Genomic DNA, 24,325 nt, shown 5'->3' on the forward strand with positions numbered 1-24,325 from the left:
TGAATCATTCTTCTTGTTCTCTCCGATGATTTCGTTTTCGGATGATATAGGATCCATCCTCATGGTTCATCCACTCCCATTTTCTCTCGTACTTTGGAAAATCTTTTTTTTGGTCTGGCTTTAACATGATAATTTTTTTAGTACCGACTAGAGCAGAAATCGCTGTCATTCCATTGATTACATCACTCCATTCAGAAGAAGTTGCCTCAATAATGACTTGTTCTATCGGGACTTCTTCATATTCTTCGAGATAGGTTTCAATCGCCTCGGTCTTTATCATCGTTTTCGTTAACAACCAGCTTGATTCTCTCATCAGTTCTTCTATTTTATCCTGAGATATTTCCTCTGATGAATAAAGGATTTCTTCCTCTATCTCATCGCTTGATTCCACTATAGGTTCATAGTTTTCCAAAAATTCAACCGCTTCACCAATAGCATATGGCGACAGGGGGGCGGGAAATTTAATTGGAATCCATAAGCCGTCAATCTGCTCTTCTTCATACTGGCCCTGCTCCATAAAACTTAATAATTGATGGGCGTTCGGCACATCCGAATCGAGGGGAGGATCGAACATTTGAATAATAAATTCGCGCACTTTTTCCGGTCGAATAGTAGAGGATAACGGTGTTTTTTGCATATGGGTAAATTTCAAATATTTATTAATCATACCTAAGCTCAAGTTTGTTCCTTCTGCAAGAGCGGCTGTCCCTTTTTGCATTAAATCCGCTAGAACGAGACTATCCTCCAATGTTTGAAACTGACGAAAACGCTCTTGAAGCTTCAATTCTAAATCTTGCATTAAATGATGAATAAGTTCGAGCTGAGGAAGCGCATGACGATCAGCAAGCATCTCGAGTTCTCGCTCTTTCATTAATTGAATGGCATTTTCGACATTCCGGATCATACTGGCAATTTTATTTCCACCGGAGATTCCTTGATCATCATATGCTTCACTCAATTCAGCATCACGCCTAGCCTGAAACAAGGATCTTCCAATATCATCATGCATATAATAGGCTAACGAATCGTTAGCTAACCGAATCAATGCATCCATCATTCGTTTCCCTGTATCTCTCATCTTCAACTGACGAGATTGTTTAGAAATCCAGTTATATTTAACAAGAACATTGACAACCTTTTCGACTTTCTCCTTAGTTGGAGGTTCTGGATCATTATATCGGTTGCGATAACGATAATAAACGGTTTCCGCATTTTCAATCGGATCATCTAAACCAAGCGCTTCCTCATAGATTAATTGAATCACTCTTAAAAATCGAAGAATTTCACTAGGTGATTGGAAAGCGTTTTGTGAGCCTAAATCACTTAAAACTCCTGATAGTGAGGCAATATCCCTCATTGTTTGCAGCACTTCAGGGGCTGATTCATTTGCTTGAAAAATCGAGATTAATGATTGATCCATCTTTTCCAACTTTCTACATCCCCTAATATTTGTTCTTGTTCCAATTTATGATCTTTTAAGAATGCTGTCATGTATTTCTCGTACATTTCCCATTGTTCCATGATTCTATGGTCATGGGTAATCCATTTTAGTTTAAGAGAACGATGCGGTGAAATAACGGTATACAATTCTTTTGCAATTTGAAAACCATCCGAGTCATAATCTGTCCAAATCATGGTCTGTTGTATCGGACTGTTCTTTAACAGTTGATGAATACAATGTTTATGAGATGTTCTCAGATGTCCATCTACACACATGACAAGGGAGTTTGTTTCTTTAATAAAATCTCCTTCTGCATTCATTCTTGTTAATATTCCTCTATTTTCAACTAACCATAAAGTCGTTGCCTTCGTAGAATAATCATCTGCTGAAATGGATAAATCCGTTAATGCGTGAACGGGACCAAATTGATATGACGAATAGTTTCCAATGAGTTGTCCAGAAAAATAAAAAGGAGTAATATTTCCTAAGCTAGAAAGACCGAGGAGAGCTGCCGGACATTTTGTCCATTCTTCTAAATGTGTAATAAATTCTTGCTTATTTGAATCAAATTTCTTTGAACCGCCAATTTTTTTAAAATAGCTCGCTCCGATTTCTTTCCAGTCAAAATTTGTTTTTTGAAGACACAATTGTAAAAAAGCAACTACAAAATGAAGAAACTTCAATTTTTTTTGCAATGACCATTTTTCTGGAAATAAATATGATTCTTCTATTTCATAAAAGTCTAAATCAAGCACTTTATTTATAACTTCTATTAAGGAATTGAATCCCCTCTTTCTTTGGTAAGAAAACAACTCTATCTGGTCATCATTTATTTGAATCAATTTTGTCGTATTCTTCCATTCACGAAACTCCCGATCGATGGCATCTTTCTTTTGCTGAATACACTCCTGCTGATATTGATACAACCGATATCCCATTCGATAATACATCGTCTTGATTGTTTTTTCATCTTTTTCAAAGCGAATCTCTTTCATAATCCATCCTTGCTCAAGCCATCTTAATGTTCTTTGAGCATGATCGTCGAGTTTCACTTTTTTTCGAGGTGTGAAATTTAAATCCTTTAAAGAATCATCTATCTTTACTGTTTCTTTTTTGTAAGGAGACAGGGTGAGTAATCCTACAACCCGGTAAGTTCTTTCCGTGCGTTTAACAATTTTTACATCTATAAATGGAGAAGATGTTTGGTCAATGCCTAATGTTTCAAGTTCCTCACCCTTTTTTAAAATATATTTTTGGATATAGTTAACCGTTGCCTGATCAATCAAAGCTATTCTCCTCTTTTTCCTTGAATTTATTGTCGATCATATAAGAACTTTAAAACATTCTATTACCATATTGGCAATAAGCTGTGACATGCTTTTGCTCTTCATATTAATACAGGAAAAATCAAATTTGGATTTATAATATTGGACTTTACACAAAACCTTTATGGTTATTTGAATAATGAGACAACACAGGCAGATTACTAATGAACCTCTTTCACCTACACTCCGTTTAGAGACGGGAGGGAGAATTCTCGGAAAATGTTAAAATTCACTTTACCAAAATTTTTCCGGGGTGTTACTAGGCCATTTACTTTTAAATTTTATCAGTTCTAACCCTTTTGAAATTCTAAAACCATGATTATACCCCTATTGTTTAAAATCCGTTCTTTGTTGTTCAAATGGTCTAATACCAGTCTTTATTGCTTGGGGACTTGGGTGATAGAGTGGATAGGCGAATTGGCCATTCCACTTTGAAAATATTGCTACATTTTTATTTAAAACTAGCGAATGTGGTTCAATTTCTTTTAATGCTTCTAAGGCGGATTGACCTAGTATGACAATCACCTTGTTTAAGGAAAAAAACTTTAACCCGTGGTGCTAGATAAAGACCACGATACATAAAAATATAGCCCTTGCCTGGAAAATCCCTTTAAAATGAAAGTGCCAACCTACATTTCAAAGGAGAATCCTCATTCATGCAAAAGCCCTTTCATTTTACAACAAACAAAACGAACATTCAAAAACCATATGCCGCCATTTTATCGATCGTGATACACGGTTGTCTTATATCGAACCACATTTGAAGAGACGCAATCGGCACTTGTTGAAGCAAACCGATGATGGGACCATGGCGATTCATGTGCTTGGAAAGTTATTCGGCTTTACGTCGGAACGGGCATGGCATCGCTTTGTCGTTGGAAACTTATTCATGGAAGAGTCGTTCCCTGAACGTTCTCGATACAATCATCGATGCCGTTCGTTACGTTGGTCCATCAAATGGATTCGACATCGGCTAGCTAAACGTGGAAAACATCATGTGCATGCTGTCGTGGACAGTTTACCAATCAAGTGGTGTCACTATGCACGCGCTTCACGGATCAAACGATTCCGAGAGGTGGCGGATATGGGGTACTGTGCTTCCAAGAAGATGTTCTTCTACGGATTTAAGTTACACATCCAGATTACGGACCAGTCGCTTCCTATGGGATATGTGGTCACGGCTGCTTCGTATCATGATCGAATCGTGGCAGAAGAAGGCATGACTCAACTTCCGCATCCTTACACGTTAGGAGATATGTAACCGTCAAGTAAAATTGAACACTTTTTGATCATTAATTTTGAACAGTTTCATCATTAAAAATGGAAATTCTGTGCTTCATTCGATAGCTGTCTCCATTTAAATGAATCACTTCGGCACGATGGATGATTCTGTCTAATACAGCTGTGGTGATAGCCGGATCACCGAGTAATTCTCCCCACTCACTCGGCCCTTTATTGGATGTTAGGATAATCGACGATTGATTGTACAAGTCATTAATCAAATGAAAGAATAAATTCGCTTCTCGTTGATCCATCGCTATAAACATTAAGTCGTCGATAATCACTAAGTTCGATTCCCTCAGTCGTTGAAGACGAATTTGTGATTTCCGAGTAATTTCCTCCGTTTTTAACGCTTGAATCAACTCTCCCATCGTAATAAACGTCACTTTATACCCTTGATGAATCGCTTCAATCCCGAGTCCAATCGCCAAATGGGTTTTTCCGACACCTGGCGGTCCTAACAGAATCAAATTAAAGAGTTGGTCTAACCATGAGAGTTCTCGCAATTGGTGAAATTGTCTTTTCGTCAGTGATGGCTGTTCTTGTAGTTGAAACTCATCTAACGTCTTGTAGTAGGGGAAAGACGCCCATTTCAAACGCCTCTCCCGTAATTTCTCCTCCCGACGATGTTGTTCATAACGTAACACATCGTATAAAAAACGTAGATATGTCACCTCATTCGTCTCTGCTTGTTTCACTAATATAGGCAGATGAGAAGCCGTTTCTGTCAAACGTAATACTCGTAATAACTCTTGTACATTCGTTAACTGGCTCATTTCGTTCTTCCCTCCAAAATCCCGATATATTCATTAACGTTTCTTACAGCTGGTTGTGCACAAAGGATAGAATGACTCTCCTCCTGCAATGATTGGATTCGGTTTACCTGAACGGCTTTGCCGGAAGTGTTCAATCGATGTTGCCGTTGTAAGTAACCGACCATATCTGTAAACTCTGAAGCACTATACAGCTGTAATTCGATGCACTTTTGTAGTGCTTGGCTGCAGAGGGACGTCGGAGAGTGAGCCAATTTTTTTTGAATGAGCTGCAATTGATCGCGTATATATCGCGGATAGGCTTTTCGTATGTGTTCTAGATATTCCTTTGCCACATCTGGTTGTTCAAACTGGTTGGCAACCCTTTTGATATAGGCATTGATGCCTTTCGTTCGATCTCGCAAATGGTTTCGGTTTTGAATCAGCTTTCCTTTGCCATGAGCGATCGTGTGCTTTCCTAAGTATTCCCCTGTTTCAGAATCGTAGATGAAGAGCTCCTGTTCCCTTTGTATGACAATTTGTACTGTTTTTCCAAACGGCATATAGGTTCCGCACGGAACCGTATATCGATTCGATTTGTACAGAATCGTATTGTCCTTTCTAACCGTTCTTGTTATACTGTTTGTGAGGTTTGGGTTTTGGACGTAGGTCACGTCCACTGATAGAGAGATCGGTCGTAAGTGTTGTTTTTCGAGTTCAAACACGTCGACTGGTCTCTTTTTTGTTGTGTTATGAACTCTCCCATTACCTGTTCGCCGTAACCATTCCCATCCTTGTTCATTCCACAGATCGAGATTCGTAAATATCCGATGTTTGGCAAAGTTGTGTTTGATAAATCCTATGACATTCTCAATTTTCCCTTTGCTTTCCGGGTCTGCCTTTCGACATACATGAAGAGTGAGGTTGCGCTGTCTTCGATAGGCTTCAAACTCGGCGGTAAGAATGAGGTCCCCGGCATTTTCACTAACCACAATCAGGTTATCCTGATCATAAACAAGTTCGTTTGGGATTCCACCAAACCATTGGAACGCATTCTCATGAGCTTGAATGACATCTCTCGTTGTAAAAGGACGATCCAGCCACTCCATGTATTTATAACGGCAGTGCGAAAGCACAAAGGCGATAAAATATAAATCGATATCCTTGCCTTGTTGATGTTTTACTTTCACTTTTCCAAAATCGACTTGCGCTTGGTGACCCATTGGTGGATCTGGCACTGCTTGATATTGGCGAATCGAGGGTTCCTTTGGGATTTTCCATTCCTCTCGTAAACTACGTACATAACTCCGAACCGTACTTTCTCCCACGCAAAGGTCAGGATAACGTTCCTCTAACCAGTCTTGTACCTGAGACGCTGATAAATCTGGATGCTTCTGAATCCAATGTAAAATAAGCTCTCGATAAGGGTCTAACTTTTTTCTTCGTTGCTTCGTAGAAGCTAACCATGTTGTCATGTCCTCAGGTGAACGCTTTAAATAGTTATATAATGTCGTTCTGGATATCTTTAATTTTTTAGCGACGGATGTTTTACTAAACCCTTGTTTTAAAAGTTGATAAATTTCCATATACATTTCCCACTTATCCACCTTTCAGTCCCTCCAACAGCTAGATAAAATCTCAACATCTATCATAGCTGTTAGGAGTAAAATTGGTAAATAAGTGTCCAATTTTATTGGGCGGAAACTGTCCACTTTATTTTAGCAGTTACAAGATAAAGGATACGTCAGTCAACCATTACAAAAGAAGCTTCATCATGAATATGGGATTGCTTTTTGGACACCATTCCGCAAAAATCAACAGGTTTCTGGGAACAATGGATGCGTCGAAAACGAAAAATCGCGGAAACCATCTTTTCTCCTTGTGGACGTATTTCGTCTCACTTCGATCCGTGCTCACAGCGTCGAAGGGGTTGAAACGGCATTAGACGATATTTTATTAGCTTACACGCTTGTTTCTCTTGAGCTAGTTGAACAGTAGAGTCCAACTAGCTCAAGGGGTAACTTATATAAGTGCTAATGATTCGTCAATGATTTATAGCTTTTTAACAACTTGCACAAGCCCTGATTCTATCAAAACCTGATGTAATTTTTTTATTTTTATACAATGCTGATTCTTGTCTTTTCTAACACGTGAAAAAGTAAAGTCAATTCTCTTTTTTGCTCTGGATATTGCTACGAAAAATGTGCAATTATCTTCGTTAGTTTGTGTATCGTAACTAAAAAATGCCTGATCCTCTAATCCTATAAAAAAAACAAATTCATACTCAAGTCCTTTGCTTTTATGAACTGTCATAATAGGTACGATATTTTTTCCCTCAAAATACTCTATGGCCTCTACCCAATCGTTATTTAGTATGAATTCACTCCATAATAACTGGGCAGTTCGACTAATTAATTCCCTAAAATATTTTTCTTCGTTATACTGTTGATAGATAGTTTTTATCCTTTCGTATCCCCAAAAATCTACGATTTCATTCATTAATTTTAATAAGTCAGTTTCATCTTTTTGAACAGACAATCTTATTAACCTTTTCTTACAGTTTGATATCAATGTATCTATTGAATTGTAAATTTTACCCATATTTTCAAACTGGTTATCATCATCTATTATGCCATCTAATAAAAGCGAAAATTCAGTTAGAAACATCCATTTATCTGCATTACGTTCATTTGCTAAATATAAGACACTTAAAAGGAGTTTAACTATATCTTCCTTTAGTAACTCTTGAAACTCTCCTTCATCTCTTGAACGAATATCCAATTCATTCAATTTATCCTGAATTTTACATGTGTAACTAGCTAAACTCCGTTTCACAAGAATAACAATTTCACGTGGGTCAACATTAGATTGAATTAAATTTTTTATTTCATTAGCTATTGTCTCTGCCTCTTGATCGCAATCATCAAAATAATACAAATTAGCCTCTCCATCCTGCATATCCCATTTGTCATTAGGTTGAATATGAATTTTTCCTTTATTAAGTAATGGATATAAAGATGTTTGAAGTTGAATTAATCTTGGAGCAGAACGATGATTCATTAAAAGTTCTTTTTCGACACTTTTAAAATCATCCTTAAAATCTTCAAATACATCTGTTTTTGCTCCTGCCCAAACCATAATTCTTTGCTTACTATCCCCTACAGCAATAAGCTTAACTGAAGATTGTAAGAAACATGTCCTAACTAATTCATATTGGATAAATGTAGTGTCTTGAAATTCATCCAAAAACACATGACTATATGTAGCGTTTAATGCCCTTAAAATCAATGGATTTGTTCTAATTAAATACTCGGCTAATATCGAAATCATCGAAAACGTTACCTGAGACTTCCCTGTTTCATTATCATTTAGTAAGTCATGCCACAAGTTTTTAAGTGTCTGGCTCTTATGAGGCAAAGATATCTCTTTCTTTATTGTTGCATGAATTCTTTCTTTTAGCTCCGATTTTTTTTTGCAATGAATCGCATCTGGGTAATGTTTAATAAATATCCTTTGTAATATCTCATTATTTGTAATTTCATAATTCCGTGAAGGTCTATATTCTTCTGGAATTGCTAACCGAAACCGATCAACAATAGACTTAGCAAAACTATCAAAAGTCATTGAATCAAATCTTTTGGAAAGCTCTTTTCCACAACGCCTTTCAACTCTTTCAGCTAAATTAGACTTTGCATCTTTTTTAAAACTAATAGCTAAAATCTTCCTTGGATAGGGACATGTATTAGTTTGTAATAAATAACATGCTTTTTGTGCTAATAACTCGGTTTTGCCCGCACCCGGTCCAGCTACAACAAGCAAGTTTTTATTAGTCACAACAGCTTCTAACGCGGCATCTTCTAAGCATACTCCTTCAGGTTTCCAATCAGAAGGACTTATAAACTTCATATAAAAAAATTCCCCCTATCCCTCTATTTTTTTCACAATAGCATTTATGAAACGTTCTAAAGGCTCAGGTAATTGTAATTGGGAGAAATCTAATTTTTCAAGAGCCCTCATGTGAGTTACTGGTTTACTTTTGTATAAAAAAAAGTAGTTATACCAAATCATTAGTTGTTTTTGAGCCTCGCTATAAGTTCTTCCGTCCCCCCCATTTTGTTTTAATGTCGCCTGAATGTAAGAAGTTAATCGTTCTTGATATTCTGAAGAACTATAATCTTCATCGCTAAGGCTAGCTATTTTCTTAGTTACATTATTAATTTTTAATCTAGGTCCCTCGTTTTTATCTAAAGAGTCTATATATTCCTTATAGTATTTTTCGAGCAACATGAAGTCTAGATCTAATGGATAGGAAAAATAAACGTTGTTATCTTCCAAAAAACTAATCCAAGGATTAACTACCTCATCCTTGTAACCTATCTTTTTTTCTATTTGTTCCAAATCATCTGAAAAATCCTCTATACCTTCAACGGTTGACAACTTTTCGTTTGAAAGTCCATTCTCAATTAATTGTTCTATTGCATATTTAATTCTTCCCCATCCTCCACCCTGTCTTTCACGGTCAAAATCAAGAAGTGTTATATGTGGGATATCTAAATCTTTTAATAACTTCCAAAAATGATTCACATGCCGTCCGCCAAGAGGAACAATTGATATACCTTGGACATCAATATCACGTCCCAAAGAAGTCAATATTTTCTTAATAACATACTCTTCACTATCACCTTCACCCAATATAACAAGTTTAGCGAAATACAACTCTGGATAGGCCTCTACTGCTCCTTTGACGTATTTAAAGCAGTCAGATTCTTTTTTAGGTAATTTTATTTCTTTTATTACAGATGATCGTCTCTTATTACATATCCTAAAATGACGAATGCTCTTACAGTCTACTCGTTTTATAATTGCTGGCGAGTGCGAGGTCAGAATGGTCTGAGCATTTTCTTTTGTAGAAATGTCAATTAGGTTTTTCATAACTTTTCCGAGCAAGTGAGGAGCAATATGATTTTCAGGTTCTTCGACTGCCACAATTGTTAAAACGGGTGGGATTATGTTAAAAGAGCGTTGATTAGCTCCTATTTCAGAGAGTGCTTGGTTTTCAATTTCCAATAAAGTATTTACCAGCGACAAATAAAATAAAGATCGTAATCCATCCCCAAGTTCATTTACACTATAATCTCTTTCAGTTTCTGTAGGAAAAAATTTAAGCTCCACTCTTTTCAGAATCGTTTCCATGTCAGTACCATTAAATGTTAAAACAGCTTGATTATATCGGTTATCTCCATGATATTTGTTCCAGTATTGTTGTATCGCTGATTTAAGAGTATTAATACCTGTTTCATTGTTGAAAAGCTTATCTAATTCAGCAGTCTTTTTCCTTATATCATCAACCGTTCTGTCTGCCCAGTTAACTCCATTTAAAATACGATACAGTATAGAGCCTGAAACATTTTTCAGTTGTTCATTTGGATCACGCAAGGCAGGAACATAAATACACTTAATATTTGACAACATTGCTTTCGTAGCCCGTTTCTTATGTTGCTCTTCGATTTCACTGTCTTCCGATGCAGTAATAAAATAAATTTGGCTATCTATATTTCCTTCAAAACTGTTTCCTCTTTCCCAAGTAGCTTCTAATCGAATTCGTATATAAGGAGGTTTACCAACATCCTCTACCACAAAGTTGTCAAAAAACGTTGGAGTGCTATATGTTATAAACCCATGATTGTCTTGTAACTCCGGAAACTCAAACACCGCTTCAATATATAGTTCACATCTATCCATTTCATCTGGTTTTTTATCAAAAGGCAAATGAAAATCTGAGCGTTTCAATGAATTATTCCCTTCACCAAACAGCTTTAATAATGCATGAATAAGAGCTGTCTTCCCAGAACTATTGTTCCCAATAAAAGTAGTTAACTGATCAAAACGTACAACGGTTTCTTTATCTCCAAATGAACGGAAATTTTTCACCTTTAATTTTGTTAACTGCATCCAAAATCCCCTCCCAAAAGTAATAATTAAGCGTATGAAACCAACAAAAAACATTCGAAGAGTGATAAGTATCTTAACAACTTCTATCCATACACTTTAAATTCCTTAACTTCTTTCTCTTAGATGTTTCTGTACCTATATAGAAATATATCGTATGTTTATATAAAATAATGTCGATTTTTGTCATAAAACAAAAAAAGACAAAAGCTCTTCCGCTTCTGTCGTCTCATTCATCGACTCACCGCTCGCAGCATAAATTTATTCACATTATTCTCCGGTCCTATGAACTCGATGCTGGTGCCGATGGCATTAAAGTGTTTGCGAGCAAAGTCGATTTTCGCTTGTTCTTCCGGACGTAAATTCGCTTCATGTTCCGTACCTTTTGTCTCAAGGACAAATACAGTTTTTCTTCACCATCGTTATCGACGACGAGCGCCCAGTCCGGGTTGTAAGAGCCAATCGGCGTGTCGATTTTAAACCAGCCTGGCAGTTTGACGTATACTTTCACATTTTCGTCGTTTTCAAACCGCTGTGCGAAACTCGCTTCGATATCGGAATCGTAGACGACATGGTCAAACGGCGATTTTTCGCTACGAATGGCGTTGTCGTTTAAGTAAGCAGTTCTTCGTTTTGGAATAACTCCACTGCATAATAAGCATCGTTGCCGATTTTGTAATATTTCACACCTTCTTCAATAACAAGCGCATTTCGCGTTGAATGATTGTCGTCACTTCTTCCATAAATTTTTGTGGGTTGTTTTTGAAATCGTCCAAACGCTTGCAGCCGGTCAAAATTTCCACGATCGTCTTCCGCGTTAAGTTCGTGCGGTTTTGCAGCCGTGTAATGATATCCGACATGCTAGGACATTACATGCTCTTTAACACACTCTCTGAAAATTATTCTACATAAATTATATCGAAACCCTGATTCGGTAATATTTTTAACACCAACTCATTCCTCTCCCCTCAGGTTTGGAAGGAGTTGGTGCATTCATATCCTTCCATCTCAAAACACAAAAATTTCCTCGGCCATTGCCCTTTCCTGAACGATTTGACCGTCTTGCACTACATAAATATAGAGCTTGCTCAAGATATCAGCTAAGTCTTCCAGGTGTTCTTCTGACGGCATATAGTCTGGATCATGCGTTAATAGAATATAACGCTCTTCGCCGTTAAAGCGTTCGCTATAAAAATCAACTAGAGCGAGGCAGTCAAACATTTTAATATTCATCCGTCCATTTGCTCTTTCGTATTTCTCTACGACTTCTTTATAATCAGTAGCCATCACTCTTTTGCTGCGTCCTGTAGGTGCTATTTGCAACGAGAAAATCTTTTTTGGTGGCTTCATACTGATATTCTTTTGACGAAGAATAACATTTAGACGCTCTTCTTTTTTCATATCCAAATCAATTAAATGCGCGTTCATCTGGTTAATGAGAGCACTATTGCGATTGTCGATATTTTCCTGTTGGTACTTTTCTAATTTCTCTAGCGTGCTTCGATATTGCTCATTAAAGGATTTCTCTAAAAACTCCTGGAGCTTATCTAACTGTTCTTGACGTTTCAATTGGACCTCATTCCTAATGAAGGAGGCATGTTTTAGCACGTGTCCAAGGCATTCATTTACTGTATCGTCGCTTAATTCAACAACGCTTTCATAAAAATTTCCAACAAATAGCCAGTATGGATCAAGTGAAATGATTTCACCATTTTCTCGTTTCGCCAGGTGGATATAATGGTTTTCTAATTCTTTTCCTGTTCCATCAACAACACTAATATTGTATATCTCTACTCTCAATGGCTCCGGAATATCATAAGTTGCTAAATACCCGCCCCATGAGCGTTTTTCATTTTCTTTTTTCATTAACCCCATACTTAGCCTAAAAATCGGATGATCGCTATTTAATAAAGCTACTTCCTCCGATTCGTATTCACGCACACCTGTAAAACGGTAGCTCTCCCCTTGGTACCGGGATAACTCCGGTAAGCTATCGCGAATAAATTTTGGCAACCGTTCAATACGTTTTACTTTGCCATCATTTGCATCGTATATACGAACTTTTTTCTTTTCCAGAACGTATGTCGCTAAATCTGAATAAGCACGAAACGGAATACGTTTGACTTTTAAGTCATTTTGCTCACGTTTTAAAACGGCTAAATCAAGCGGATCTTCAACCATCCGCTCTTCCTGCATCAACTGTAATAGCTTTTGATGTTCTTCCGACAATGTTTTTTCCATATTGGCGATAACATCGTCTAAGTGTTCTCGATTTAGGATCGCTTCCTGCATTAAATCTGCTAAACTATCGAACCGATCCTCTAGTACTTCGCCAATAAAGTCATAAACTAAGTCGGAACCCAAATCCTCCTTCATTTGCTCCATCTTTTCAAGAAGGCGAATCATCACACTACCTTCACGCGTATTTTGTGCCACTAGGTTAAATATGAATACTTCGTTTTTCTGTCCAATACGATGAATACGTCCCATTCGCTGCTCTAATTTGTTCGGATTCCAAGGGATATCATAGTTAATCATTTGATTACAAAACTGAAGGTTGATGGACTCCCCACCTGCATCTGTTGCGAGCATAATTTGGCATTCGTTTCGGAAAAGCTCAACCTGTCTTCTGCGTTCATCCATCGAAAAACTACCTACAATTTTCGCAACCTTTGGCACATGCTCAAGAAGTTTTCTTTCCAAATAATTCAAAGTATCTGTCGACTCAGTAAAAATAAGGATTTTTTCATTTTGTTGAAGTAATCCATTCGTTCCAAATAACGTTTTCTCTAATTCTTGATACTTTCTCTCGACCGCATATAATTTAAGATTTTCCGCTTGCTCAATCAACTTCTTTAAAACAATCAATTCCTTCTTCAGTTCAACTGTATCAATGGAATCGATAGATTGTTCTAATTGCTTCTCAATCAATTCTCGTTGTTCACTTGCTTCTTCTAAATAATGTTCTAGCTCTAGACTTCCTAATTTTTTTATATGCTTTTTTCTTTCCTCTTCTGTCTGTTTATATAACTGCACTAAACGTTTATATCTTCGTTTAAGTGATAAATGAATGGATTCTAGAGACGAACTCAGGCGGCGTTGCAGCAACATCATGGCAAACGCCGTACTATTGTTTCCTTTACTCATCGCTCTATTAAAGTGCTCTCTCACATATTGGGTGACCGCATCATATAAAGCAAGTTCCTGGTCAGTCAACGTATACTGAATCGTTTTCGTCGTTCGTTTCGGAAAGATCGGTGTTCCATCAAAGTTTTTCATACTTTCTTTCAAGCGGCGGATCATGAATGGATTCGTTTTCTCACGCAAACTTTCATTTCTACTAATACTAGAAAAAATATCCTCGTCAATTAATTTCATTAGATGACGAAAGTTTTCCATATCTCCTTTGTGTGGGGTAGCCGTCAACAATAAACAATGCGGTGTCTTGCGCAATATTGACTCGCCTAATTGATACAGTTTTGTTCTCGAAATGCGCTTCTTTGTTGTTCCACGAGTATACGCCGCCATTTTATGTGCTTCGTCAACAATAATCAAATCAAATTGTGCTTCTTGAATGAATCGTTTGACATCTTCCCGTGCAGCCCAATACATAGAAGCTAAACATAATTCGTTAGCAGCAAAAGGATTTTTTCCACCGTATTCCTTTAATGCATTTCGATTGATAATGTGAAAGTGTTCATTAAATTTCTCTAATAATTCTTCCTGCCATTGTTTCACGACTAATGGTGGAACTAAAATTAGAATTCGCTCTACGCTATACCTAGCTTTTAATTCTTTAATGAGCATTCCCGACATAATCGTTTTACCAGCCCCCGGATCATCAGCCAGCAAAAAACGAATTTCGGGAACTTGCAGCATTCGGCCGTAAACCGCTTCAATTTGATGTGGCAACGGCAATAGTTTTTTATTCCCTAACGCTCTTGTTCGTGAATATTTCACCTCATTGCGTAATATTAAATATTGTAAATATCGCTGGAGGTCAAGCCCTTGAATCGCGCTTTCATTTTTATTTTGTTTTAAACTCCTTAACTCTGTTACTTTGTCTTTTTCCAACATTAATTCGTAAAATTGATTTGTATCCCGTCCGATCGCTTCAACAATATAAAAGTCACCAAACAACTCGAATCGTTTAATTTCAACATTTTCCGGAAAATGCGGCCCATGCACAATTTCACCGATGTTAAACATGATACAACCTCCATGAATAGCAATAAGAGATGTCGCTATCAAGACGATAGCTCGACTATCAATAAATCGATTCCTTGTCTATTGAGCTGAAACTGATCACTCGCTCGTAACTCTGTTGCACTGATATCGAACGAAAACGGAAAAAATAAGGCGTGATTATGAAGCAGATCGATAGGCATTGCCGTAACATCTGTTGCCCGCAAAATGACTTCCGTAATAAATAAATGAAGATCGGTAGATGCTATCGGTATCTTAGAACTTGGTTTATACGAACGGCTTTTTAACAGATCAACAATTCCCCACGTCTTGATGCTGGTTAATACAGCCGATGTTGCTACCTCTACACGTCGCCGATCTCCATACAAAGCTTTCATTTTCCTTCCAATTGCGGAGCTTGGAACCTCATCTTGTAAACGGAATAGCTTTCCTAATTCTTGAACTAGATCTTTAAAAAATGGGTACGCCAAAATCGTCATTCCCCAATGGGCCAATAACCGTTCCTCCTTCGTCAAAGAAGGAAACGCTTCAAGTGCCTTATCGCGTAATGAAATGAACTCTTCATCTACTAAATACCATATTTTCATTAACATCGTAATTGCGTTTTTTCTGGATTTTGCCCCTTGAATATCACTTCGCAAAAAATAATCAAGCGCTTCATACATTTCTTTTCGCGATAACTTCCTTGCTTCATTGGCTGTAAAGTCTAAATGGTGTAACATAATTTTTTGATCAAATCCTACTGGTTTTACCATTTATGATCCTCCTAACCTCGGAATCACTTTGACAAAAGGAACAATGACTTCCTCAATGCTAATACCGCCGTGACTCACAATCCGTTCGTTTTTATTGACAAATGCTTGACCGTAAGGAGCTAACAAAGCATGATAGTCTTCAGGCAGTCCAACGCCCGACCAAGAAATACCGCTCATTTTACCTAGCGCATCGTTCAATAGAAGCGGATTATTATAAATTCGAACTCGTTCCCCTTTTTGCTCAACTAGAACCCCTTCAGAAACGCGCCCGATGCCTACACTTTCCGTATTTCCATGGTCAGAAGTAATATATACGGTAAATTTTTCACGATGCAAATCCCTTAACAACTGTGCTAAATAACCAGTATCTAGCCATAGCTGCAGCTCTAACATTAAACTCTTTTCTCCTTGCACAGCCCCGTGAATCAGTTGGTCAATCATATCAATAACAGCACCGTACACTTTAATAGTAGGGCGCTTAAATGCGGCAATTCCTTCTTTTTTGTAAACTTCCTTTCCTAGACCTTTTTGATAGGACACATACTGTTTTAGCAGTCCATTGTTTTCCCAGAACGCTTTCCAATAGCGTTCTTCTTTTGCTGTTGTATCAAGATTTTGCGAAAACGCTGAAGGCATGAATCCAGAAAAAAGAGCTTGTCGAGAAACAGAAGTTAACGTCGGCACCCACGCAAATACACTGTTTTCTTCAAATGAAAACCCTTGGCTCACTAAATGATGTTTCATTTTTCTCCATTGAACATAGCCCATTCCATCTAACACAAGCAGCGCAATTTTTTCATTTTGCTCCCGCTTGGATGCAAGAAATTGGGGAATATGATGAACCATTTTCGGCTTAGGAACTGGCGGCAAACTGGTTAATGAACGGTAGGATTCCAACATCCATTCTTCAAACTTTTTATTGACTTCCTGAAAAAGAGTGTGTACTTCACTCTCCAGTTCTCCCTTACCTATATCTAAAATCGTACACTTATATTCCCCTAGCCATTCCATGATAGTGAGCCAATCTTTATAGCGAGAAGCAGACGTTAACTGTGCCACAATTTTGTCACGAAGATAACGAATTTTTTCGTTTATGACTCCTTCCTCATCCACTTCTATGCCATGCTTCATCCACGTCGGAAAGGAGCAAGAGCTCGTTATTTTTACTTTTCTTATATACCCCTCAGCAAATAAATCATTCATTAATCTTCTCACGTCTGAATTTGAAAACGGATGAGCCAAATACAGAGGGCTTTCTTCTAATATGCTTCCCTCTTTCAACTCAGTAAGCTGTTCAATAAATTGTGCCCACTGCCTCTCGATATACTGAAAGAAGTAAGCAGAGGATGTAAGCAAATGTTTAACAGGAATGTCGGAAAACACACTTTGACCTGATAATTGATCAGATAAAAACTGCTGGACAATGGTCGGCAATTGCTTCTTTTCATAATGAACAGAAAGAAGCAATTTATACAACTCGGCTTTGTTATCAATGAACTCATAGGCAATTTTATAAACATGTTTCACGATGTATTCTAATGTTTCCCGATCAGAACAAGAACCTTGATATTGCTTATGGGCGAAAAACAGTGCATCAAAGTCTTCTTTGTCAAGATATTTGATAACACTTGGGGAAAATTTCGGAAATAAATCGCTAATTTTTAGTCTGATATGGAACCCTGCTCTTAAAAAATCAAAAGGAAAGCATTCACGATCTTCCTCGTTGCTAAAGGCAAGCAATTTCACTTCATTTTGCTCGATCTTGTCTCTCCATTGCGACTCATATAGGTAACGAACGAGGATGCTGTCGTTAAAATGAACAACTTCATATTGATATTCCCGCAATCGTCGCAAAATAATTTCATCATTTAATAAATAATCAGGGTCATTTACTAATAACAACCGGTTCTGTTGATTTTCCAACTTTTGAATAATTACATCACGCCATGTTCTCATTGTCTCACCTTAAAAATCGTTTCTTTTTATCCTTACCTACCATTATAACAACATTAATATAGAGAAAGCCTGATTTTCCGGCAAAAAATCAGGCTTTCTATCCATTATAATCCTAAGCGAATTTGGGCGTTGTCATAGTACATTAACAGCTTGTCATCCTCTTGAATCACGCTCTCCGGCAAGCGTTCGCCAACTTTAACAATTTTCTCATAGTCTTTTTCGCTCCAAGCCTTCTTAAACCCGGCACGGATCGCTTCAGTGCGGAATTGCTTGAGCTTTTTCTTGCTCTTTTCAAGTTCTTCTAGGTAGCCTTCAAATTCACGCAATAACGCCTTTTCGCGAAGCTTCTCCAAGTCGGCTTGTTTGTTTGGATCTGGCACATACCAGCGATTCAGCGCTTTTTCTTTCAACTGCGCGGCATCATTTTCCAATCCACGCAAATCTTTATAGTTTTTGCGCAGGTAGCTTGCAATTTGATCTGGGACCGGGCCATCGCCTTCGTATTTCAAGAAGTTTTGATGCAGTAGGTCATCTAATTCCGGCAGCTTCTCATGTTTCGCAATATGTTGAATTTCTTTCATAAAGTTTGGATGCAAATCCTGCCGCGTTTGCGGTTTCTTTAATAATTGCTGGCGAAGCCATTCGATCGCGCTTGTTTCATCGGTGACAAACAAGCTTGTTTGAACAAATTCTTTCACTAACGTTCGTTTTTTATCGTACTCGGCAACTTGACTCTCTAAAAACGCCATGCCGTCACGCATCGGGAAGCGTTGTGCCACGCCAGCCTGAAACTCCGCCGATGAAATTGGTACAGGCAAACCGTTTTGCACATGATACGCAACCATACGGTCAAATAGAATACGGGGTGTGCGCTCCGCAATAATCTGCGCTTCCCCTTTATGTCCAATAAATACCGGTAACTGTTCAAGATGTTGGCGGACAAAGGTCCAGGCGGATTCTTCGGTGTTTTGTTGCTCTTTCATTTTTGTTACGGTTTCATATCTCGGTTTATAAGCTGAGATTACCAAATCTTGCTTTACTGCTGTAGTTGATGTTATAGCTTTAAAACTCCCTTGCTTTTTATCTAACACCGAAACATTCGCTATAATAAAACCAGCTTTTTGAATCGCTTCTTGTATTGTGTTCCAAACCGATGCTTGGGAATTACTAAACTCTACGGTTATCCATCGGTTTGGCTTCAAAACTCGATAATACTGCTTAAAACAATCGTAAATCAATTCTTTATAGTCTAAAAGTGACTTATTTTGAGCTTTGTTCACAATTGCTTCCTTTTGATTGTTTGTGCGAATTTTTAGCCACGATTCCCACAAAACGTTTAACTCAGAATACATTAAATTTGCTCCGAAAGGGGGGTCAGTAAATATATAGTCAATTGTTTCATCCCCAATTTGATTTAAATCTTGTGCTGCTTGAGTAGTTATTAAATTGGTTTTATTGAAAGCAGTACGATATTCGGCTAGTATTTTAGCAAGTCTATCAATTTTATTCTTTATTACATATCTTAAAGAAGGATCTACGACTTGTGATCCAATATAAAGTGTACCACTTAGGTACTGATTTACCTGCGAAAAGTGTGTAGGTACGTATCTTGCTATTTTAGCCATTCCCAAAATTGCTTGTTCAAAGGTATAAATTAAGTAATATTTTAGACCACCTTCAATTCTATTAAGTACATCGAATAATTTAGATAGAACATATAACGCCCGCCTAGTATAAAATTGATGCACGTACTCAATTCCGTGACTTTTTCTAGGCTGATCAGTATTTACACCTGCAGGCAGGTTCACTAGTGGTACTACGTAAGGGATTAAAGTATTTTCGACTTTATTTATTAAGTCAATGTCATACTGATCAACTTTTTTTGTAAAGTTCTGTTTTCCAACATTATAGTTAATTAAATAAGGAACTTGTTTAGAAAAGCCCACCACCTTATTTAAAATTGGATCGTAACGGTGTTCTATTACTCTTTCTAACAATCGCTTGTTTAATTTTGCAGAACAATAAGGACAGTTAAACTCACTTCTTACTTTTCCACTTTCAAAGTCTAAAGCTACTTCAGTAAATACTATTTCGTTTGAACAATTAGGGCACATAAAAACATCACTATAAACAGTGTAGTTTATTCTACCTATAATACAATTACCATTCTTATCTACTTGCTTTTGACCATCAATACTATGAATTGTTTCAAACATCCAACCACACTCTTCCTCAACTTCCGAAAGAATGCGAAGAGCTGTTTTTTTATATTCTTCAGCATCGGGTATGTTTGTATAATTATAAGAAATAAAGCTGGCTACTGGGGAGATATCACTTAAAATTGCTTTTCTTTGCCCGATTTTTGAAAAAATACTACCATCCAATAATATTTCACCATTGGAACCAAGTTGAAAGTTCATATCTTCAAGTGTTTTTTCATAACCACTTAACGCCGCAGATACACCGGTCATGCCAGTTCCCGAAAAAGCGTCAAGAATTATATCACCAGGTTTTGTATAATGAAGTATGTATCTTATGATAGCTTTAAATGGCACTTTAGTATGATAACCATGTGCCATATACATCGCATCCGTCTTCCCTTCACTCACATCCGCCGCAAACGGTTCCCGATGATACTCCTCATTCTCATCTCTACCGTACTTCTCTTTTTTCTCACGTTCCCATTCCTCAATAAAATCATTAATCCATGGATTCGGGCACGCTGTGTAGTATGGCGGATCTGATAACGCGATAATGTCCTCGTCATCGCCAATCGGGAAGCCTTCAATTTTTTTTAGTTCCGGCAACTTTTTGCGCAGTTCGTTTCGGAAATATTCTCTTCGCTCTTCGTCATTTTTAAATGTCATGCCTAAGCAGACAACGGGACCGTTGTCTGCTTGTTCATGATTATCAAGTAAAGACAATTGCTTTTCGTCCATTGTTGTTTCCTCCCTTTATTTTTTCACGAGAATGCGAACTCGGTGCGGCTGATTATTTCCGACAATCGCTCTCATTAATTTTTCGAAATTCTTCCTCACATCATCAACCGTTAACGGATTGCCGTCACCCATCATTTGGACCAGCTGGTCGATATGAATCTCTTCTTTATGAATCCCTTTTAATAAATCATTTATAATTTCAAGAAGGCGAATGTCAATCGGCAAATCAAATTTCTGCTTTTGGATAAAGTCGTTCACAAGCTGTTGTTGATCAGCATTTAGTAGAGAAAGGCCTTCTTGTACGATCAGATCATTAAAGTTCGTTAACAGCGTTTCTGTCCATGTCTGAAGCAAGTCCTCGAGCCGCTCCTCTAGTTGTTCCAATGTATGGCGTTGTACCATCCGTTCATCGCGCGGGTTGAACTTGCAGTATGGACATATCGGATCGCGTCGTAAATGTTCGCGCGTTAACTGATAGCAAGATTTTAGCAACTGAATGTTTTTATTCCATTCATCTAGCGCATGGCGAGATAATAGATCAATGTGCGATGCGAGCTCTTTCAAAGCCATATAACGTCTGTCATTTAGCAATGCCTTTTTCTTATTCTCCTCTGTTGCATTCAATCGTGCTTGCTGATGCAACTGCAAATAGTGCTCGATATACTCGTCCTTTAATTTTTCCAACTCACGAATTTCGCTTGTGCAATCGTTATTTCCCTTTAACACAATCGCTAAATTGTCTAACGCTACATCCACGTTTTCAAGCCATTCTTTATTCGTTGACATCACCAATTTCGCCTTTGACAAGTAATCGGCTACTTTTGTATATTCATGGATTTTTTGTTGTAGTTGTTCGAGAGTCGCCACAATTTTTAAGGTTTCGTTCTGCTGTTCAATGTCGGACACGCTGTATTTTAAGTTCGTCATTTTAGCCCGCGAGTTGTATACTTGCAAACCTTCTAAAAAGTTTTTTAGGCTTTCAAGCTTTGCAATATATGCGTTACGCTCCTCATTCGAGAATAAAGGACCGTCCCAAATATCGAATTTATTGCGCACATCATTTACCATTTTTACCGTTTTTTCGATAGCGTGCCGTGATTGACTCATGATTTGCTTGATGGCAAATTCAAGCCAATTGTCATCGGTCACATTTCCTTTGCCTACTTCAAACATTTCAATTAAGGCGTTAATAGCCGGAATTGGCAATCCGCTCGGTTTTTTAATATGGCTAAAATGGGTTAACTTGTTTAAAGGCAGTTTAATAAACTCGTTAAAATTCATTGCTTCGTACGTTTTGTTATCTACCGTTACGACAATTTCACCTTGTTGAATAAGAGCTCCTAGTATAACAACCAGCAGTTCCGGTTCCATACGAAACTCTTTTGTTAATCGAACGTCTTCCGTACCTTGCGCCGTATAAATCGTTTCGATTAACTCGTTTTGGTTTAATACTTGCCCGTGCCCTTTTTCCTCTAATTTTTCAATCACCCAACGGGCATAACCAGAGTTGCGAACATTCACTTCACCCTTTTGATCTAATAACACTAGGCCATTTAGAATGGCTGCCCCTTGATTTGTTTTTCTTCCATTGATATAAGAAAGGGCATCGCTTATATACGTCGCCATATTCTCTTTTGTTAAGTAGCCTCTTTCTAGTTTTCGGAAAGAAGGATAATCCCGATATTTTTCCTCAAACCACTGGCTTAACAAGCCTTCAGCCACTGTATTAATAATTTCGATCAGCGTTGCATTACCCGGCAAAAACATACCAAATTCCATTACCGATCCTTTTTTACCACGGTACTGAATTTCAAACGCCTCTACAAAATTTTCTTTTAGCCAATTAGCAAGACTACGTAGATAGCTTACAGCTTTATCATTATACAATCTCTTTGTCGTAGTTGCCGCATCATTACTCATCTCACGTGCTCCGCCATACAAGCGCAATAAGCGAACAAATCGTTCGTCCTTTTTAGTCATGCGGAAAAATACTTCATCGGCCTTTTCTTCGTCTTTAAATTTCGGTTGTTCAAACGGCCGCAGCATATAAATATAAAAATCGCGCTCAGGCTGCGCCGTTGAACGTTCGTTTGGCGCCCCGAAAAATAAATAACCTTGCCGTTTGACACGGCGATCTTCCCATGGAATTTCATGGAGCCAAATTTTATAGCCAGTAACGTACGTGTTGTCTGCTACTTCGGTTGCTTGCTTCAGCACTTCGAAATAGTAGCGGTCTAATTGATGCTCTGCCAATTCTTCCCCACGTTTTTCAATAAGTTCATCAACCGCAATATCTTTTTTTACATCCAGATAGTACTGTCCGTTCTCCTGGTTTGTAGAAATATATTGGAAACTCACAACTGCCATAATCTCTTTAAGTACGGCTTCAATTGTTGTTTTTAAGAAATCCGCTGCGTCATCATCCATGTCTAGCAATGTCCCAATATTTAAAAATAACTTGTCTCGCAATTCTTCGGATGTTAAACCGACAGGAACGTTAATATCGTCTGTTGCTAAGCGGTAAACAGCAAGCGCATTAACAATACGCAAAGCGGACGGCTTATAAGTGGGACGTTTTAATCCGTTTTGCACGCGATCTTTCAGCGTCTGTACTTTGCCCATCACTTCTTTTACATTCGGGTTACTTCTTAGTGAAGAATCTTCCTCAATATATTGCCAATAACGGTCAAAAGAAATGATGCCTGTTTCATTTTCTGGAACCTCTTCGGTCAATAGCTTGCGGATTTCTCTACTAATTGTTTGTAGTACAACACGTTTTTCGGCAATATTTACTTTTTCAAATGTTTCTAAGTATGCTGGATGAATCGGAAACATGTTCACATATGTCTCTAAATCTTCGCCAAGGCGATGGTATAATGATGTAAATTTACTTAAATGCTCACGGATGAGCGCTTTTTGTTTTTCATCTTTTTTCAGTAATCGCTCTGATACAACATAGGCAATGTCTTCACGGATAATTCTTACTTCTTGGAAACGTTCTTTTACGCGACGTAAAGAATCAGCAACGAATTGAAACTTTGGATTGTCGAATAACATTTCTTGGATTCCAGCGATAAAACGTAAACGAGTTTTACTACAAACTTCGCCAAATTCGCGTAAAAAACCTAAGTCTAACGTGAGTTCTTGCTCTTTGCGGCTGCGCAAGTAGTCTAATAATTCATCTACAACAAGCAGAAGCCCTTGGTCAGGGTATTGTTCATGGAACAATTCCATCATTTCATAAAGCATGTCTTTGTTGTTTGTCACTTCTTCAGCTTTTGGGAAAGTATAATCAATTCCCAAATCCGCTAAACCTTGTTGTAGAGCTTGACAAATGATATCGCGTAAAGACATTTTAACAGCGCCAATTTCGGTGCGGATGACTTTAAACTTTCCCTCAATTTCTTTCGCCTTTTCGGCTACACGTTCATTTTTAATATAGAAGCTCGCACCTGGCTGTTCGGCAATCGTCGAAATAACACTCATTAAGTGCGATTTACCTGTTCCATAGTTACCAACAATCAACAAACCTTTGTTATCGACGATACGGTCGAATTGAAGTTGCTCGATGATGATATCATCGAGTTGTTCCGCCATACGCTCTGAAATAACATACGTGTTTAATAAATGTACTGCCCGTTCTTTATTATCGGCATCGCGCAATTGTACGACTGACTCAATTGGCTCAAATTGAATTAAATCGCTATAACGTAACATAACG

At 37.8% G+C, this 24,325-nt stretch carries 12 protein-coding genes and 3 pseudogenes; 2 read left to right on the top strand and 13 right to left on the bottom strand.

Going from position 1 to position 24,325, the window contains the following annotated elements; genetic code table 11:
- Nucleotides 1–4: 4 nt before the first annotated feature.
- Both GGQ95_RS03825 and GGQ95_RS03830 read right to left on the bottom strand, forming a co-directional pair.
- On the bottom strand, nt 5–1,420 hold the full coding sequence (locus tag GGQ95_RS03825; protein ID WP_183186475.1) for a hypothetical protein: 1,416 nt from the start codon (nt 1,418–1,420) through the stop codon (nt 5–7).
- Complete coding sequence (locus GGQ95_RS03830) at nt 1,405–2,727, bottom strand: DUF7281 domain-containing protein (RefSeq protein ID WP_183186389.1); 1,323 nt, start codon at nt 2,725–2,727, stop codon at nt 1,405–1,407. The genes GGQ95_RS03825 and GGQ95_RS03830 overlap by 16 nt, the downstream gene beginning before the upstream one ends.
- Before the next feature lie 695 nt (nt 2,728–3,422).
- Here GGQ95_RS03830 and GGQ95_RS03835 point away from each other — a divergent pair.
- Nucleotides 3,423–4,021: pseudogene (locus tag GGQ95_RS03835) on the top strand (IS982 family transposase); the annotation flags it as partial.
- Between the two features lie 37 nt (nt 4,022–4,058).
- On the opposite strand, the gene istB reads toward GGQ95_RS03835, so the two are convergent.
- On the bottom strand, nt 4,059–4,823 hold the full coding sequence (gene istB, locus GGQ95_RS03840; RefSeq protein ID WP_183186390.1) for an IS21-like element helper ATPase IstB: 765 nt from the start codon (nt 4,821–4,823) through the stop codon (nt 4,059–4,061).
- Complete coding sequence (istA, locus tag GGQ95_RS03845) at nt 4,820–6,406, bottom strand: IS21 family transposase (protein WP_312856939.1); 1,587 nt, start codon at nt 6,404–6,406, stop codon at nt 4,820–4,822. Before istA ends, istB begins: the two co-directional genes overlap by 4 nt.
- A gap of 124 nt (nt 6,407–6,530) precedes the next feature.
- Between istA and GGQ95_RS18250 the strand changes: the two are divergent.
- Nucleotides 6,531–6,797: pseudogene (locus GGQ95_RS18250) on the top strand (transposase); the annotation flags it as partial.
- Between the two features lie 54 nt (nt 6,798–6,851).
- Here GGQ95_RS18250 and GGQ95_RS03850 read toward each other — a convergent pair.
- From GGQ95_RS03850 to GGQ95_RS03885, 9 genes and pseudogenes are all read right to left on the bottom strand, one after another.
- The gene (locus GGQ95_RS03850) at nt 6,852–8,705 is read right to left on the bottom strand and encodes a UvrD-helicase domain-containing protein (RefSeq protein WP_183186391.1); all 1,854 of its coding nucleotides are present in this window, start codon (nt 8,703–8,705) and stop codon (nt 6,852–6,854) included.
- 15 nt (nt 8,706–8,720) lie between these two features.
- Nucleotides 8,721–10,751, bottom strand: a complete 2,031-nt coding sequence (locus GGQ95_RS03855) for an ATP-dependent nuclease (protein WP_183186392.1) — start codon at nt 10,749–10,751, stop codon at nt 8,721–8,723.
- A 230-nt stretch (nt 10,752–10,981) separates the two neighbouring features.
- Nucleotides 10,982–11,430 (bottom strand): annotated as a pseudogene (locus GGQ95_RS03860) (restriction endonuclease).
- A 1-nt stretch (nt 11,431) separates the two neighbouring features.
- Nucleotides 11,432–11,608 carry a hypothetical protein gene (locus tag GGQ95_RS18800; protein WP_376768702.1) on the bottom strand — a complete coding sequence of 59 codons (177 nt, stop codon included), beginning with the start codon at nt 11,606–11,608 and terminating at the stop codon, nt 11,432–11,434.
- A gap of 148 nt (nt 11,609–11,756) precedes the next feature.
- The gene (locus GGQ95_RS03865) at nt 11,757–14,957 is read right to left on the bottom strand and encodes a DEAD/DEAH box helicase (RefSeq protein WP_183186393.1); all 3,201 of its coding nucleotides are present in this window, start codon (nt 14,955–14,957) and stop codon (nt 11,757–11,759) included.
- A gap of 38 nt (nt 14,958–14,995) precedes the next feature.
- Nucleotides 14,996–15,709: a hypothetical protein gene (locus tag GGQ95_RS03870; RefSeq protein ID WP_183186394.1), complete on the bottom strand. Its 714-nt coding sequence runs from the start codon at nt 15,707–15,709 to the stop codon at nt 14,996–14,998.
- A complete protein-coding gene (pglZ, locus tag GGQ95_RS03875; protein ID WP_183186395.1) occupies nt 15,710–17,665 on the bottom strand; it encodes a BREX-3 system phosphatase PglZ in 1,956 nt (651 codons plus the stop codon).
- A gap of 104 nt (nt 17,666–17,769) precedes the next feature.
- Nucleotides 17,770–20,604 (bottom strand): DNA methyltransferase, encoded by a 2,835-nt coding sequence (locus GGQ95_RS03880; protein WP_183186396.1) that lies wholly within the window; start codon nt 20,602–20,604, stop codon nt 17,770–17,772.
- 15 nt (nt 20,605–20,619) lie between these two features.
- A complete protein-coding gene (locus GGQ95_RS03885) occupies nt 20,620–24,321 on the bottom strand; it encodes a DUF6079 family protein (RefSeq protein ID WP_183186397.1) in 3,702 nt (1,233 codons plus the stop codon).
- Between the last annotated feature and the right edge of the window lie 4 nt (nt 24,322–24,325).

It is taken from the genome of Anoxybacteroides rupiense (assembly GCF_014196195.1).
Lineage (GTDB): Bacteria > Bacillota > Bacilli > Bacillales > Anoxybacillaceae > Anoxybacteroides > Anoxybacteroides rupiense.

Bases quoted from the DNA above. Each gene is read 5' to 3' on its own strand.
- GGQ95_RS03825 (WP_183186475.1), bottom strand. From the start codon at position 1,420: ATGGATCAATCATTAATCTCGATTTTTCAAGCAAATGAATCAGCCCCT.
- istB (WP_183186390.1), bottom strand. From the start codon at position 4,823: ATGAGCCAGTTAACGAATGTACAAGAGTTATTACGAGTATTACGTTTG.
- GGQ95_RS03850 (WP_183186391.1), bottom strand. From the start codon at position 8,705: ATGAAGTTTATAAGTCCTTCTGATTGGAAACCTGAAGGAGTATGCTTA.
- GGQ95_RS03855 (WP_183186392.1), bottom strand. From the start codon at position 10,751: ATGCAGTTAACAAAATTAAAGGTGAAAAATTTCCGTTCATTTGGAGAT.
- GGQ95_RS18800 (WP_376768702.1), bottom strand. From the start codon at position 11,608: ATGTCGGATATCATTACACGGCTGCAAAACCGCACGAACTTAACGCGG.
- GGQ95_RS03865 (WP_183186393.1), bottom strand. From the start codon at position 14,957: ATGTTTAACATCGGTGAAATTGTGCATGGGCCGCATTTTCCGGAAAAT.
- GGQ95_RS03870 (WP_183186394.1), bottom strand. From the start codon at position 15,709: ATGGTAAAACCAGTAGGATTTGATCAAAAAATTATGTTACACCATTTA.
- pglZ (WP_183186395.1), bottom strand. From the start codon at position 17,665: ATGAGAACATGGCGTGATGTAATTATTCAAAAGTTGGAAAATCAACAG.
- GGQ95_RS03880 (WP_183186396.1), bottom strand. From the start codon at position 20,604: ATGGACGAAAAGCAATTGTCTTTACTTGATAATCATGAACAAGCAGAC.
- GGQ95_RS03885 (WP_183186397.1), bottom strand. From the start codon at position 24,321: ATGTTACGTTATAGCGATTTAATTCAATTTGAGCCAATTGAGTCAGTC.